The following is a 13,588-nucleotide window of genomic DNA, read 5'->3' as shown; positions in this document are numbered from 1 at the left end:
ATTGGTGGTGAAATTGTTTTGTGATAGTATAGGTTAAAAGGAGGACTTTATGAAAAAGGGATTAATATATTTACTTCCTGTTATGTGTTTGTTAGCAGGATGTGGGAAGAATACTTCAATATCAATAAATACAGATAAGGTTGAGGGTGCTGTGGGTATAACAGAAGAAAACTCTCAAGTAGATGATAAGGATACGCAGAATATCGTACAAATGATTAAGGCACATGTTTTTTACAAAACAACAGATGGTCAAAATAAAATACCACAAATAGAATTAGAGGGTAATGAACAGTTAAGAAATATTATTGAGGAGATAAATACATATAGAGTAAATGAATATGCAAGTATGGATTTGACACGTGCAGATACAAATGTGTTAAGCCTTTTTATTGACAGTGTTGTATTTGATGAAGGGGAACTTATAAGTGGTATAAACATAGATTCAAATACCGGCAAAGAACTTAAAATATCTGATGTTTTAGAAAATGGAAATGGACTATATGAAAAGCTTGTAAATGACAATGATTTTTTAGAGGAATATGAGGATGATATAGATGATTTTAGTGAGAAGCTAAAGACTGTTTTAACAAATTTTGAGGCGTTCGATAATGATGTAAATAAAGACTATAACATTGCATGGACATTAGGGAATAATGGAATGCAAATATATATGATTGGAAAGAATGATGGCATAGATAATATGGTAGTTATACCTTTGGAATATGCAATTTATAGTGAATATTTTAAAAACGATATATTGAAACTACCAAGTGATTATGCTTTTGAAGTTTTACCGGATAGAGAAACCAGGGTAAATATTGATGGAAAAGTAAGAACAGTAGAAGTTGGAGAGGAAATAGGAGAATATGGTATATCTGAAAAAATTGAAGTAAAAATTGGTGGAGAGCAAAGAACATATCAGGATGGTGTGAGTTATGGTATATCAAAGGCATATATCTTACAAAAAGATAATAATGCTTATCTTTATTTAGAGTTACAATACGATAATGACTATAGAAATATTTCAATAATTGATTTGAATAAGAATGGAGATATGATTGCAATTCAAGAGAGCTTTGCAAATACATCACTTCTTGATCCAAATGAGTTCTATCTTGGAGATAGAATTTTTACTATAAGTTCTTTAGGGGTAGATAGAAAATACACCTTGGGAGAAGACGGTAAGCCAAAGACTATTGAAGATTATTATAATATAACAACTCCGATTACACTGTCTACTAAGATTGATTTAAATGGCAAGGCGCTGGATGGATTAAATGGTAAGGAAATTGGAGATTTTGAACTTCCGGTTGGTATTTTACTTATACCGGTAGGTACTGATAATAAAACATTTACAGATTATAAACTTTCTGATGAATCTATTGTCCGTATACCTATGGAACAGTCATCTGAGTATGGATTTATAATAGAAGGTAAGAATGTAGAAGATGTATTTGATGGTACATTTTTTGCAGGATAATTATATGTCGGAAGGTCATAGGATCATTCATGTGGATATGGATGAAATATGATATAATATTTTAGAAATAATATCTGAAAGGATCGAATATGAGAACTTTTGATGAACAGGCTATAGTTTCTATAGCACCTAATGCGAATGCGGTTTCAAATGGCAGAAAGCTGTCATCAGGGAACAGTTTTGTAAAAAGAATGAAATCAGCTGATGACAGTCTTTATTTTGGTGAGTGCAAAGGAAGTGGGAAGAGCAATTATAATGTTTCCATAGACTTTGAAAAAGAGGGTGAACCGGTGTTTAGATGTTCTTGTCCAAGTAGACAGTTTCCATGCAAACATGCTATAGGCTTGATGTTTGAGATGAAAGAGGGAAAGAGCTTTGAAACGGCTGAGATTCCTCAGGATATCTTGGATAAGAGAAATAAGATAGAGGCAAGAGAAAAGAAAAAGGCAGAAAGAGAAATTGAAAAGGAGCAAAATCCTGATAAGCCTAAGAAAACAAGTGCAGCCTCAAAAGCGGCTAAAACAAAGAAGATAAAGAAGCAGATTGAGGGTCTGGATCTTTTAAAAGATGTTATGGATCAAATAACCGGTTCAGGTGTGGCAGCCTGTGCGGATAAAGCATTCGATAAAAAATATGATGAACTGGCAAAACAGTTGGGAGATTACTATTTGCCGGGAGTACAGATAATATTTAAAAGATTTTTAAAATCTCTAAGAACGATAAAAAATGAAGCGTTTATAGAAGAAATAATAAATGATTATCCTAAGAGATATATAGATGAGTTAAGAAAAGATTATCCAAATGACTATATTGAGGAGTATTTGTTATCTTTAGCTGTAAAGGAGCTCACAAAGCTTAGATATATCGAAAAGAGAGCAAGGGATTACCTTAGTAAAAAGCTTGAAAGTGATTCTACCAACCCTGATGATAATATACTCTATGAGGCACTTGGTGGAGTCTGGAAGCTTGAAGAACTTGGTGAAATAGGTCTTAAAAAAGATAATGTATCACTGGTTGAGTTAAGCTTCATATCGGAATATGATGATGTAAAGGCAGAATATATAGATAAGGGCTATTGGATAGATCTTGATACCGGAGATATAAATTATACAGCCAATTATTGCCCTCTAAAAGCAAAGAAATATATTCAAAGAGATGACAGCTTCTTTGGTAAAAAGTTCATTGAAAAGCTTTATTTCTATCCTGCAAATGAGGGAGAAAACAGAAGAATCCGTTATGAGAGCAGCACAGATGAAGCTTTGGATATAGATGATATCAAAAAGATAAGGAGCTTTGCAAAGAAGAGCATATCAGAGTTTTTAAAGCCTGCTAAAAACATATTGAAAGCTACTTTATCCGATAATGCTTATGGAGTACTTTTTGAGTTTGCAAAGATAGGTACAAATGGAAGAGATGTTGTAGTAGAGGATAAAGAAGGAAAGCAGATCTTATTAAGGGCTATGACTAAGGATAAAACAGCAATGGACTCAATATTTGGACTTCCAAGTAAAGATTATCTTAAAAATCAGGTGTTATTTGGACTGGCACATTATGACTCAAGGTTGAAGCAGATTTGTGTAGAGCCAAGAAGTATTATCACAGATAACAAAATACTTAGATTGGCATATTAAGGGAGGCTATTATGAATTTAGATATTTTATATAAATTACAGGAACAATTAAGAAACAGTGTAATTACAGGCAGCTCTCTTATAAATGAAGACTTCAGACTGAAAAAATGTGTAGATGATATGGAAGCACTTTCAAAGGCGGCACCGGTGTTTGCCCAGATCAAAAAGCAGGCAGAGGATCTGTTCGTGTGTGATAATACCGGTGAGAAGACTTTGGATCTGCTTGCACTTGTAGATGCGGTACTTGAAACTCAGGCCGGTATATATGAAAGCAGCGAGCTTTCAGATATTGAAGCGGGCTGTGGAAAGGTGAACGGAAATTATTCTTATAAGATGCTTGAGCCTGTTATTACTGCATTAACTACAACCGGAAGTGGAAGATGGGATATATTGGTGGAAGCAAAAAAAGAAAATCCTGATATATTCTTAGACTATAGAATATTAGCAAAGTTTATTGCAGGACTCGGGGACGGATACAGTGAGATCTCATTTATGATCGGAAGATGGATCATGGAAAATGGAAAGATGATGGTAGAACCGCTAAAAAGAGGCTTTGATCCGATGGGAAAGAGTGAGATGTATCTGAGATTTGATATTATCGCGGACCTTGCAAAAGAAGAAGAAAATGATTTTTACTTGTTTGTTATAAATGGTGAGGCAAGGAAAGATATAAGGAAAAGGGCTATACAGTCTTTGAAGTATAGTGAAGATAATATAGACTTTTTGATTGAACTTGTAAAAACATCTGATAAAGCAAGTAAAACTGATGCTATAGAGACTTTAAAGACATTTAATAATGAAAAGTCGGTTGAATTTTTGAAAACTGTAGAAGTTAAGAAGAAATAAAAGGTGATAGATATGAGCGAAGAATTACAAAGGCTTCCGGCGGAGGTCATGTTCCAAAAAGAAATAGATGCACTTATTACGGCTGAAAAAAATCCTGTTCCCACAGGATGGAAGATGTCACCAAAATCTGTACTTACGTATATTATGGGTGGTGAGTGCAATGGTGTTAAAATAATGCCAAAATACATAGGAAACAAAAGAATAGTTGAAATAGCAATAGCTACTTTGGTAACAGATAGAGCATTACTTTTGATTGGTGAGCCGGGTACTGCAAAGTCATGGTTGTCAGAGCATCTATGTGCTGCTATAAATGGTAACTCAACCTGTGTCATACAGGGAACTGCAGGAACTACAGAGGAGCAGATAAGATACTCATGGAATTATGCTATGCTTATAGCAGAAGGCCCAAGTGATAAGGCAATTATAAAGAGTCCTGTTTTTGAGGCTATGGAAGAGGGTAAGATTGCCAGATTTGAAGAGATATCACGTTGTGCTTCTGAGGTACAGGATGCCCTTATTTCAATTCTCTCCGAAAAGAGAATTTCGATTCCGGAACTTGGTAAGGATAGTGCGGCTAAGAAGGGATTTTCCATAATAGCTACAGCAAATACCAGAGACCGAGGTGTAAATGATATGAGTGCCGCTCTAAAGAGAAGATTTAATATAGTGGTACTTCCAAGTCCAAATACTCTTGAAGAGGAGATGGATATAGTAAAGACCAGAATTGAGAAGCTTTCAGAAGGTATGGCATTGCTTTCAAAGGTGCCTGAGGCTGAGGTAATAAAAAAAGTCTGTACAATATTCAGAGAGCTTAGACAGGGTGAGACACTTGACGGAAAGCAAAAAATTAAATCCACAGCAAATGTACTTTCTACTGCAGAGGCTATATCCTTACTTACAAACAGTATGTCTTTGGCAGGTAGCTTTGGAGACGGAGAGATAAGTGATGCGGACCTTGCGGCAGGACTTCAAGGTGCAATAGTAAAGGAAGATTCCAAAGACTCAAAAGTTTGGGAAGAGTACCTTGAGAACATAATGAAAAAGCGTGGAAAAGAGTGGATTGGACTCTACAATGAATGTAGGATGCTCAATGGCTAGGAGGCAGCCATGAAAACTTTTGGAATTAGACATTTTTCACCTGCAGGTGCATATTTTCTAAGACAGTTTTTGGATGAAATAAAGCCTGCACTTGTGCTTATAGAGGGACCGGCGGATTTTGACTTTTTGATAGATGATATTGTCTCAAAAAAACTTGTTCCTCCATTTGCAATTATGGCATACACAAAGGAAGCACCTATTGATACGATTCTCTATCCGTTTGCAGAATATTCACCGGAGTATCAGGCAATTCTTTGGGCAATGGAAAATAATAAAGAATGCCATTTTTTTGACTTGGAATCAGATATAATTCTGGGACTTGATAAAAAGAATGACGATATTCAAGAAGAGGAGATTATCTCAGAAACAAATTCAAAGAAAAGTATTAAAATAGATATGGAAGGTTTTTGGGAGAGAAACTTAGAGCAGAGTGAGGATATGCAGGGCTATAGATCCGGTAGTGCTTTGTTTGGAGAAAGCCTAAGAAAAGATACAAATTCAGATGACAAATCTTTTATAAGAGATATAGTCCGTGAAAGCTTTATGAAAAGAAAGATAAAGGAATATATAGAAAAGGGATTTGATACTGAAAAGATAGTGGCTATAACAGGCGCTTTTCATACATCAGCTATTGAAAGCCTTGAAGGAGCAATGTCTGATAAGGAATATAAAGAATTGGTGAGAAGAGAATCCAATGTTACATTGATGCCATATTCTTACTATAGACTTAGTAAAAGAACCGGTTATGGTGCAGGAAATGCAGCCCCGTCGTATTACGAGCTACTTTGGCAGGGATTCTTAAATGGCGATACTACTTATCATGAAAGAAAGTATCTTAGCACTTTGGCAAAGTATATGAGAGAGCATGGTGGAATTGTTTCATCCGCTCAGGTAATAGAGGCGACAAGGCTTGCAAGAGAACTTGCCATTATTCGTGGAGGTTCTGTTCCTACACTTGAAGATTTAAAGGATGCAAGTATTACCTGTATAGGTGGCGGAAGCTTTGGTGATATGGCAATGGGCTTTGCCGAAACTGATATAGGCAAAAAGATAGGTAGTGTTCCTCAGGATGCTATGCAGACGTCTATTCAAAGCGATTTTACTTCTAAACTTAAGCAGTTAAAGCTTGAAAAATATAAGGAACTTGTAGCAACACCATTGCAGCTTGATTTAAGAGAAAACTTAAGAGTAAAGTCAAAGGAGAGTGCTTTTCTTGACTTAAACAGATCATTTTTCTTATACAGACTTGTTGTACTTGGAATAGATTTTGCACAGATAAAAAGAAGCAATCAGGATAATGCAACTTGGGCTGAGAACTGGATACTTCAGTGGACACCGGAAGCTGAGATACAGATAGTTGAAAGTGTATTAAAGGGAGATACTATAGCGGATGCAGTAGCTTTTGTATTGAGTGAAAGGCTATTGGAGGCTACAAAGATATCTGAAATAGCGGAGGTTATAGAAGCTGCATTTAATTGCGGACTGCCTAAGATAGTAGAGGGTGCGAAAAGAAGTCTTGATGAGATGGCAAATGGTACAATATCAATACATGATATCGCAGGCACTGTGAGTAAACTTTCAAATATGATTTCATTTGGTGATATCAGAAAACTGGACAGAGAACCTTTGGTGCCTATTGTAAAAAGACTTTGTATCAGAGCTGCACTTATGCTGGTTGGAGAGTCGACATGTGATGATATAGCGGCAGCCACTTTGGCAGATGATATTCAAAAAATACATAATGTTTTTATGGTACAGGACTTTTTGGATGAGAGCCTTTGGATTGATAAGCTTATGGAACTCTCAAATAGAGATGATTTAAACACAAAAATCTCCGGACTTGCTACAGCAATACTGCTTGATGTAGGTAAGATAGATGAGCCGACTCTTAGAAAAGAAGTATCAAGACGACTTTCTATTGGTATGCCTGCAGAACTTGGTGCAAACTGGTTTGCAGGTCTGTCTATGAGAAATCATTATGCTCTTATAGGGAGACTTACACTTTGGGAGAGCCTCAGTGAGTATCTGGATACTTTGGATGAAGAGGAATTTAGACGCTCGGTGGTATTTTTAAGGAGAGCCTTTGTAGAATACAGTGCAAAGGAAAAGGATATGATTGCGGAAAATCTTGGTGAAATATGGGGACTCAATGCTCAGGCAGTAAGTGAAATAATAAACTCTGAGATAAAGGAAGTGGACACTGAGATACTCGAAGACTTTGATTTTGGAGACTTTTAGGAGATATAAATGGATACAAATGACAGACTGAGGCGTTGGAGATTGATACTTGGATCTGAAGCACAAAAAAGAATGGATTGTATGGGAGATGGACCGGAGTTAAGTCAGGAAGATCTTATGATGGATATGGCACTTGATGCCATCTATAACAGGGACATGAAATTCAGCTTTGGAGGCGGAGGTGGAAAAGGTGCATCAAGTCCGCATATAAGTAGATGGCTTGGGGATGTGAGAACACTTTTTGATAAGGACCTTGTAAAGATAATCCAATCTGATGCTATGGAGAGATGTGGCTTAAAGCAGCTCATATTTGAACCTGAACTTCTTGATAATATAGAGCCTGATATGCATATGGCAAGTATGATACTTACCCTAAAGGATCAGATACCGAAACAGAGTAAGGAAAATGCCAGAGAGTTTATCAAAAAAATAGTCGAACAGATAAATGCGCTGCTTGAAACAGATTTAAAAAGAGCGGTTACGGCAAGTATAAATAGAAAATTACATTCTCCTATTCCTTCAGCATCAGCACTTGATTTTCACACTACGATAAGAAAGGGTATCAAGGACTACAATACAAAGCTAAAGAAGATAATTCCTCAAAAGTATTATTTCTTTGAGAGAAGTGCAACAACTGCCGCCAATAAATATACTGTGATTTTGGATATTGATCAAAGTGGTTCTATGGGAGAGTCGGTAATATATTCATCTATAATGAGCTGCATACTTGCAAGTATGAGTGCTATAAAGACTAAGGTTGTAGCATTTGATACCAATATCGTGGATTTAAGTGAAAAATGCGAAGACCCTATTGATTTACTTTTTGGATTTACCCTTGGTGGTGGAACCGATATTGAAAAATCAATAAAATATTGCACTAAATATATAGAGAATCCAAAGAAGACGATTTTCTTTTTGATTTCAGATCTTGAAGAGGGTGGAAACCGTGCAGGACTTCTTAGAAGATTGACACAGATGAAGGAAGATGGTGTTATTGTGATCTGCTTGCTTGCCATATCAGATGCCGGTAAACCTTTTTATGATGCAAATATGGCACAAAGAATTGCAAATAACGGTATTCCTTGTTTTGCAGCCGCTCCGCAGATGTTGCCAAGGCTACTTGAAAAAGCAATGAAAAATGAGGACATTAGTGAGTTTGCAAACAGTAATATGGGAGCGATGAAATAAAGAGCGATAATCAAAGAATAGCTTTATTTTAGGAGGCGAAATGAAAAAAATATTTACTATTGTACTTGTAATATTTTGCACCACTTCTATTATGGCATGCAAGACAAAGGCAAAAATTGAAGATAATAAGGAAACTACTGATACAATAATAGATGAGTCAACTTCAGAAATATCAGAAATTGATGAAGATACTTTGAATTATCAGGATACAGTAGCTTGGTCAGTGAATGAAAGCTGGATACCTGATGACAATCCGGATGCGGTTGCGGCTTTTAATAGGTCTGTAGAAGGTATGCAAGATTATCACTATAAAGTGGTGGCAGTGCTTTCTTCACAGTTGGAATCAGGAATGAACTACCAGTATCTTGCAAAGGGAGAAGCGACAACGCCTGATGCTAAGCCGGAATATTTAATAGTAAAGTTGCATGAAGACTTAGGCACAGAAGTAGAAATCACATGGAGTGAAAATTTACTTGGGGGCGATTTAGGATGGGAGTACAATGATTCAAGTCTTGATATAAAGGACAATCCTAATGTTGAAGCTGCATTTAATAAGGCAAAGGAGAGCCTGACAGAAGTAAATTATGAACCGATTGCGTATATTGGAAAAAAGGATAATTCATATGCAATACTTACAAAGATAACAATTAATCAATCAGAACCTTCTTCAAGTATAGGCTTGGTGTTTATAACAAGTGATGATAGTGGAGTTGTTATAGATGATATAAGAGGATATTGATACAGCTTAAAAAATAAAAATTAAACTGTGACCTTATGACATTATTTTCCGTCTATATAATTGAGTGAGATAATCACAGTAATATTTTATTTAAGGAGATAACAAAATGAGAAGGTTATTTACTGTTGCACTGGGAATGCTCTGTGCGGCTTCAATTATGGGTTGTAGTGCAAAGGCAGATAATGCAGAATCTCAGGCAACAACTATAGCACAGGAAAGTGCTGCGACTAAGGAAGAAGAAACAAGCGAAACAAATGAAGTTGCTCCTACGCCCGGCCAATGGGCAATAAATAATAATTTTAAAGCAATTGATAATGTAAATGCTATGTCAGCTTTTGAAAAGGCCACAGAGGATCTGGTAGGCTACAGATATGATGTAGCAGCGGTACTTGGTTCGCAGATTGTTGCCGGAACAAATTATTTATATCTTTGCAGAGCGGAAATGGTAGTACCGGATGCCAAGCCGGAGTATGTAATTATAAAGGTATATGAGGACCTGGAAGGAAATGCTGAAGTCACAGGCAGCCTTAGACTCTTGGAAGGAAAAGAAGGCTGGGAGTACAATGATGCAAATCCTTATATGGAAGAAAATGAAGAGGTCAAGGCTGCTTTTGATAAGGCACTTGAAGGCTTGACAGGAGTAGAGCATAAGCCGATTGCATATATAGGTCATAAGGATAATTCATATGCAGTGCTTACAAAGATAACCATTGTTTCAGTAGAGCCGATGACAAGCCTTTCAGTGGTGTATATAAATGATACAGAAAGCGGAGGAATGATTGATAATATAGATGATATTGATTTAGATTTGGACGCTGTTTCGAATAATTAATAAAGTTTTAAAGAGGTTACTATGGAAGATGGGCAGATAATAGATATGTATTTTAAAAGATATGAGGATGCCATAGTTGAAACTAAGATTAAATATGGCAGGCTATAATAATAATCCATTTAAACGGAGGAAAAAGAAATGAATAAATTTGAATTATACTGTATGATATATTATGTTCTCGATGCTGAATGGGACGAAAGCAAAAATGCAGAACTCGGAAAGTTTTTGAGTAGTGCAAATCCATTTCAGTTTAGGGATATTGGTTCAGCTGACCCTGTAATATATGAAGAGTTCTGTAAAAAAATACCTGATACAATTACACGTGATGACAGCTATGGATATGCACGAAATTATGTTGAATCTTTAGGAAATAGAGATGTTCAGGCTGCCTTTCTTGCAATTGAGAGAGAAGAATGGGACGAGTGCTTGCACGAATATCTTTCGCAGGAGCATAAAGGGAGACAAGGTGTGTGATTGTAAGAATAAAAAAAGTACGGTTTGTCATACGGTAGATTAAAAAAACGTAGAATATTAGAAACTTGAGGTGTTTGTAAATTGCGACACCTCTTTCTTTTGCCAAAAAATCGGTAAGCGTAAAGCTAAGTACACATAGAGCAAAAAAGTCATAGAACTAGAACTTATCATTCTAATCCTATGACTTTTTATTTTTACAACTCTTTGGAATCTCATCTGACCAAGGTACTAGATTTCTTATCAAGTTTACTCACCCATCCTGTGACTGTTGAAATAGGTAATCCATTCTTCCTAGCCCAGCTTGCGATACTTAATCCACTATTTTTAAATTTCTCAATCCATCGCTCTTTTTCTTCTTTAGAATATTTAGCCATAGGCACCTCCATATTATTTAGTATGAAGCTATTTTACAGTGGAAGTATTTTTATAGATAGGCGTGTTTATATTGACGCTTACCTATGAGAGTAGTTTTTTCTCTATACACACTCATAAAACAGGTTTGTTTCGCAATTACCTATATGAATATATGAATAGATTTATTTCCCCTTTCATTACCTACAATAACAAAATTTCTAAAATACCAAAGTTTTTTATGATTTTTAAGTAGACTAATAATATACCTTCTACTATTCATCATCGATTTTGTAATATGTTAAAAATCTTATCCCTTCTTTTTTGTAAATTTATTATATTTAGCTATAACTAAAAATCAATTATCGTATACATTGTAATTGCCATAATTATTTTCTACATTTTCTGTTAGCATAATTTTACTATGATTATTTAATATTATCCACTATTCTGATTTAAGGTAAAACTGTGCATATCCATCTTCATATTGTAGATAAATGGGATTACTAATACCTTGTTCTACGCTAGCATAAATAGCTTGCCCAATATCTAATCTACAAGCCATAAAATTTTCTGTTGGTTTTTCTTTATTATTTACAGCCTTAACTTCTCCAACTTTTAAATAACTTTCTGGCAAAACATCATTAAACCCTGTTGCATAATAATAATATACTTGTTGATTGTACATAATCTGAGGCTGCTCTATCTCACCAGATATACATCCTGTATTTTCTGTACTCTGAAAACTTGTATCTCTGCAAGAACTCAAGGTCAAACCTAAATAACAAACAATACATACTATTGAATATCTAAATACTTTCATTACTTAGACATTCTTACTTTTGACATAAAATCATTATAGCTTCCCCATTGTTTCTCAACTACTTGACTACTCCAACCATCCATCAATTTAAAAACCTCCTGTCTAGATAGAATAATATGTAAGTATTTTCATTTTAAACTCATTACCACAATAATAGCAACATAATGAATCTAATCGCCGTTTTTGTACCTTTGAGGATTCTGTTTTTTCATAGCATTCTCCTTCTTTCATATATTCTACTAAACCCCATATAGAGTTTAGTGATTTTTAGATTTAGTCTTATAATAAAGGATAGTTATAATTCTAAGTTTTTTATTAATACATCTAATTGTTATGCCCATAGTGTAGCAAAACTTGCTGTGTTTGTCAAATGTTTATCTATCGATTTTATTATATTTACATTAAATTTCTTTCTTAATTTTGTGAATTATGGTTTATTTGTAAGCGTCAAAGTAAGTACACATAACAAAAATAGTCACAGAAATGGAAATTAAAATCCTAATTCTGTGACTTTTTATTTTTACAACTCTCTGGAATCTTATCTTACCAAGGTACTAAATGTGAAGCATCTCTACCTGACTGTATGGTATCAAAAACAAATGTAAGATATTTTTGTGGTATCAGGTTATTAAGTATTGCACTTTGAATTATACTATATATTATTGTTGAGGCATTAGCTCCATTAGGTGTATTCGCAAATAGCCAATTAGACCTACCTATAACAAATGGCTTCACACTTTGCTCTGCAAGATTATTACTTAATTGTATTCTTCCATCCTTTAAAAAGTTCTCCAAGTACTCTTTTTGATTTATGGCATAAGTAATAGCCTTCCCTATTAAACTTTTAGGAAAGATTTTTGATTCTATTTGTGAAATCCAGCTATAAAACTCATCTAATACTTCGCATCTCTAAGCGTTCTCTCAATGAAAGCTCAGCTTCATCAGCTTTAGTTTCCAGTTGAAATAACTTTCTAAGATAAGTCTCTCATTGTTTTGCATATTCATTACTCTTATTAATCTCATATGCCTCATGGAACTTTCTCTTCGCATGTACAAGGCAGCCACATAGCGTCTTTCCTACCAACTTTTTATATCCCACATAACCATCACAATGAAGGTATGTTCCATTCTAATCAGCAAGAAACTCCTTGGCATAATCCCCACTTCGTCCAAGTTTTAACATCATATGATAAATCATAATCCAAAGTAGTATTGTTGTTGGTATTGATACATTATAAAACTCTAATTTACCCAAAGCATTTGGAACAATTGGAATAAAACGACCAATTAAGACTCCAATAACCATACAAATTAAAACCCATAATGTTAGATTTTTTTCAAAGAAACTTATATCTTGCTTTTTCAATTATTTTCCCATTCCTTGACTTCTTCGATTAAATCAAGTACCTTTCTTTCAATTTCTTTTATAACAGTTATAAATTCTTCATCTGGTTTCCCTGATGGATCAGCTAACTCCCAATCAGCTTTTTTATAAGTGTACTTTTTCGCCAAAGCTTAAGCAATCTGACTCCTGCAAGAATTGTGCACGCACACAAAGGCTACCTTAATTTTCATAGTATTATCTTCTTGAATTCTTGATAAGCTGAACGCATTCATCCGTAGTTAAAACTTTTCCATAACTTACAACCTTATTATCAATCACAAGTGCAGGTGTGGTCATTACTCCCATAGCTGCAATAAGTGTGAAATCTCTTATGTGTTTTACTTCTTCTTTAATATTTAGGCAGGCTAAAGCTTCTTTTACATTTTCCTCTAAAGAATTGCATTTAGCACATCCTGAACCTAAAACGTAGATTCCTTTTTCTTCAATTTTACTTTCACCCTGTTCCGATGCCCCGTTACAACAGACTTTTTTCTTAAATAACATT

At 34.9% G+C, this 13,588-nt stretch carries 16 protein-coding genes; 9 read left to right on the top strand and 7 right to left on the bottom strand.

Annotated elements, in window-relative coordinates; translation table 11 throughout:
* The first annotated feature begins 49 nt into the window (after positions 1-49).
* The 9 genes from D4A81_RS09450 to D4A81_RS09410 all read left to right on the top strand — a co-directional run bounded on the left by D4A81_RS09450 (position 50) and on the right by D4A81_RS09410 (position 10,525).
* On the top strand, positions 50-1,480 hold the full coding sequence (locus D4A81_RS09450) for a hypothetical protein (RefSeq protein ID WP_111525343.1): 1,431 nt from the start codon (positions 50-52) through the stop codon (positions 1,478-1,480).
* Positions 1,481-1,569: 89 nt separating this feature from the next.
* Positions 1,570-3,111, top strand: coding sequence for an SWIM zinc finger family protein (locus tag D4A81_RS09445; protein WP_111525344.1), 1,542 nt, complete (start codon positions 1,570-1,572; stop codon positions 3,109-3,111).
* 11 nt (positions 3,112-3,122) lie between these two features.
* Positions 3,123-3,956: a hypothetical protein gene (locus D4A81_RS09440; protein ID WP_111525345.1), complete on the top strand. Its 834-nt coding sequence runs from the start codon at positions 3,123-3,125 to the stop codon at positions 3,954-3,956.
* A 12-nt stretch (positions 3,957-3,968) separates the two neighbouring features.
* Entirely contained in the window at positions 3,969-5,054 is a 1,086-nt protein-coding gene (locus D4A81_RS09435; RefSeq protein ID WP_111525346.1) for an ATP-binding protein, read from the top strand.
* Between the two features lie 9 nt (positions 5,055-5,063).
* Positions 5,064-7,292, top strand: a complete 2,229-nt coding sequence (locus tag D4A81_RS09430) for a DUF5682 family protein (protein WP_111525347.1) — start codon at positions 5,064-5,066, stop codon at positions 7,290-7,292.
* Positions 7,293-7,301: 9 nt separating this feature from the next.
* Positions 7,302-8,480 carry a VWA domain-containing protein gene (locus D4A81_RS09425; RefSeq protein ID WP_111525348.1) on the top strand — a complete coding sequence of 393 codons (1,179 nt, stop codon included), beginning with the start codon at positions 7,302-7,304 and terminating at the stop codon, positions 8,478-8,480.
* A gap of 40 nt (positions 8,481-8,520) precedes the next feature.
* Positions 8,521-9,219, top strand: a complete 699-nt coding sequence (locus D4A81_RS09420; protein WP_111525349.1) for a hypothetical protein — start codon at positions 8,521-8,523, stop codon at positions 9,217-9,219.
* Positions 9,220-9,325: 106 nt separating this feature from the next.
* On the top strand, positions 9,326-10,051 hold the full coding sequence (locus D4A81_RS09415) for a hypothetical protein (protein WP_111525350.1): 726 nt from the start codon (positions 9,326-9,328) through the stop codon (positions 10,049-10,051).
* 138 nt (positions 10,052-10,189) lie between these two features.
* Positions 10,190-10,525: a hypothetical protein gene (locus D4A81_RS09410; RefSeq protein WP_111525351.1), complete on the top strand. Its 336-nt coding sequence runs from the start codon at positions 10,190-10,192 to the stop codon at positions 10,523-10,525.
* A gap of 212 nt (positions 10,526-10,737) precedes the next feature.
* Here the strand turns inward: D4A81_RS09410 and tnpA are convergent, their stop codons facing one another.
* The 7 genes from tnpA to D4A81_RS09380 form a co-directional block, all read right to left on the bottom strand.
* Positions 10,738-10,899 carry an IS66 family insertion sequence element accessory protein TnpA gene (gene tnpA, locus D4A81_RS09405; RefSeq protein ID WP_162902576.1) on the bottom strand — a complete coding sequence of 54 codons (162 nt, stop codon included), beginning with the start codon at positions 10,897-10,899 and terminating at the stop codon, positions 10,738-10,740.
* A 422-nt stretch (positions 10,900-11,321) separates the two neighbouring features.
* Positions 11,322-11,699 carry a hypothetical protein gene (locus tag D4A81_RS09400; RefSeq protein WP_111525353.1) on the bottom strand — a complete coding sequence of 126 codons (378 nt, stop codon included), beginning with the start codon at positions 11,697-11,699 and terminating at the stop codon, positions 11,322-11,324.
* Positions 11,700-12,242: 543 nt separating this feature from the next.
* Positions 12,243-12,554, bottom strand: coding sequence for an IS66 family transposase (locus tag D4A81_RS13640; RefSeq protein ID WP_279220800.1), 312 nt, complete (start codon positions 12,552-12,554; stop codon positions 12,243-12,245).
* Between the two features lie 130 nt (positions 12,555-12,684).
* A complete protein-coding gene (locus tag D4A81_RS13880) occupies positions 12,685-12,798 on the bottom strand; it encodes an IS66 family transposase (RefSeq protein WP_111525355.1) in 114 nt (37 codons plus the stop codon).
* Positions 12,799-12,828: 30 nt separating this feature from the next.
* Complete coding sequence (locus tag D4A81_RS13495; protein WP_197737661.1) at positions 12,829-13,065, bottom strand: arsenic resistance protein; 237 nt, start codon at positions 13,063-13,065, stop codon at positions 12,829-12,831.
* A complete protein-coding gene (locus D4A81_RS13195) occupies positions 13,062-13,211 on the bottom strand; it encodes a hypothetical protein (RefSeq protein ID WP_330405120.1) in 150 nt (49 codons plus the stop codon). The genes D4A81_RS13495 and D4A81_RS13195 overlap by 4 nt, the downstream gene beginning before the upstream one ends.
* A gap of 67 nt (positions 13,212-13,278) precedes the next feature.
* Positions 13,279-13,587, bottom strand: coding sequence for a thioredoxin family protein (locus tag D4A81_RS09380; protein WP_111525356.1), 309 nt, complete (start codon positions 13,585-13,587; stop codon positions 13,279-13,281).
* Between the last annotated feature and the right edge of the window lies 1 nt (position 13,588).

This window comes from Lachnoanaerobaculum umeaense, assembly GCF_003589745.1.
Classification (GTDB): Bacteria; Bacillota; Clostridia; order Lachnospirales; family Lachnospiraceae; genus Lachnoanaerobaculum; species Lachnoanaerobaculum umeaense.
The sequence above is the reverse complement of the archived record's forward strand: the minus strand, read 5'-3'. Positions and strand labels throughout refer to the sequence as shown.

Excerpts from the sequence above, each read along its gene's own strand:
- D4A81_RS09415 (WP_111525350.1), top strand. The coding sequence starts at position 9,326 with ATGAGAAGGTTATTTACTGTTGCACTGGGAATGCTCTGTGCGGCTTCA.
- tnpA (WP_162902576.1), bottom strand. The coding sequence starts at position 10,899 with ATGGCTAAATATTCTAAAGAAGAAAAAGAGCGATGGATTGAGAAATTT.
- D4A81_RS09420 (WP_111525349.1), top strand. The coding sequence starts at position 8,521 with ATGAAAAAAATATTTACTATTGTACTTGTAATATTTTGCACCACTTCT.
- D4A81_RS09440 (WP_111525345.1), top strand. The coding sequence starts at position 3,123 with ATGAATTTAGATATTTTATATAAATTACAGGAACAATTAAGAAACAGT.
- D4A81_RS09400 (WP_111525353.1), bottom strand. The coding sequence starts at position 11,699 with ATGAAAGTATTTAGATATTCAATAGTATGTATTGTTTGTTATTTAGGT.
- D4A81_RS09450 (WP_111525343.1), top strand. The coding sequence starts at position 50 with ATGAAAAAGGGATTAATATATTTACTTCCTGTTATGTGTTTGTTAGCA.
- D4A81_RS09445 (WP_111525344.1), top strand. The coding sequence starts at position 1,570 with ATGAGAACTTTTGATGAACAGGCTATAGTTTCTATAGCACCTAATGCG.
- D4A81_RS09410 (WP_111525351.1), top strand. The coding sequence starts at position 10,190 with ATGAATAAATTTGAATTATACTGTATGATATATTATGTTCTCGATGCT.
- D4A81_RS09430 (WP_111525347.1), top strand. The coding sequence starts at position 5,064 with ATGAAAACTTTTGGAATTAGACATTTTTCACCTGCAGGTGCATATTTT.
- D4A81_RS09380 (WP_111525356.1), bottom strand. The coding sequence starts at position 13,587 with ATGTTATTTAAGAAAAAAGTCTGTTGTAACGGGGCATCGGAACAGGGT.
- D4A81_RS09425 (WP_111525348.1), top strand. The coding sequence starts at position 7,302 with ATGGATACAAATGACAGACTGAGGCGTTGGAGATTGATACTTGGATCT.
- D4A81_RS09435 (WP_111525346.1), top strand. The coding sequence starts at position 3,969 with ATGAGCGAAGAATTACAAAGGCTTCCGGCGGAGGTCATGTTCCAAAAA.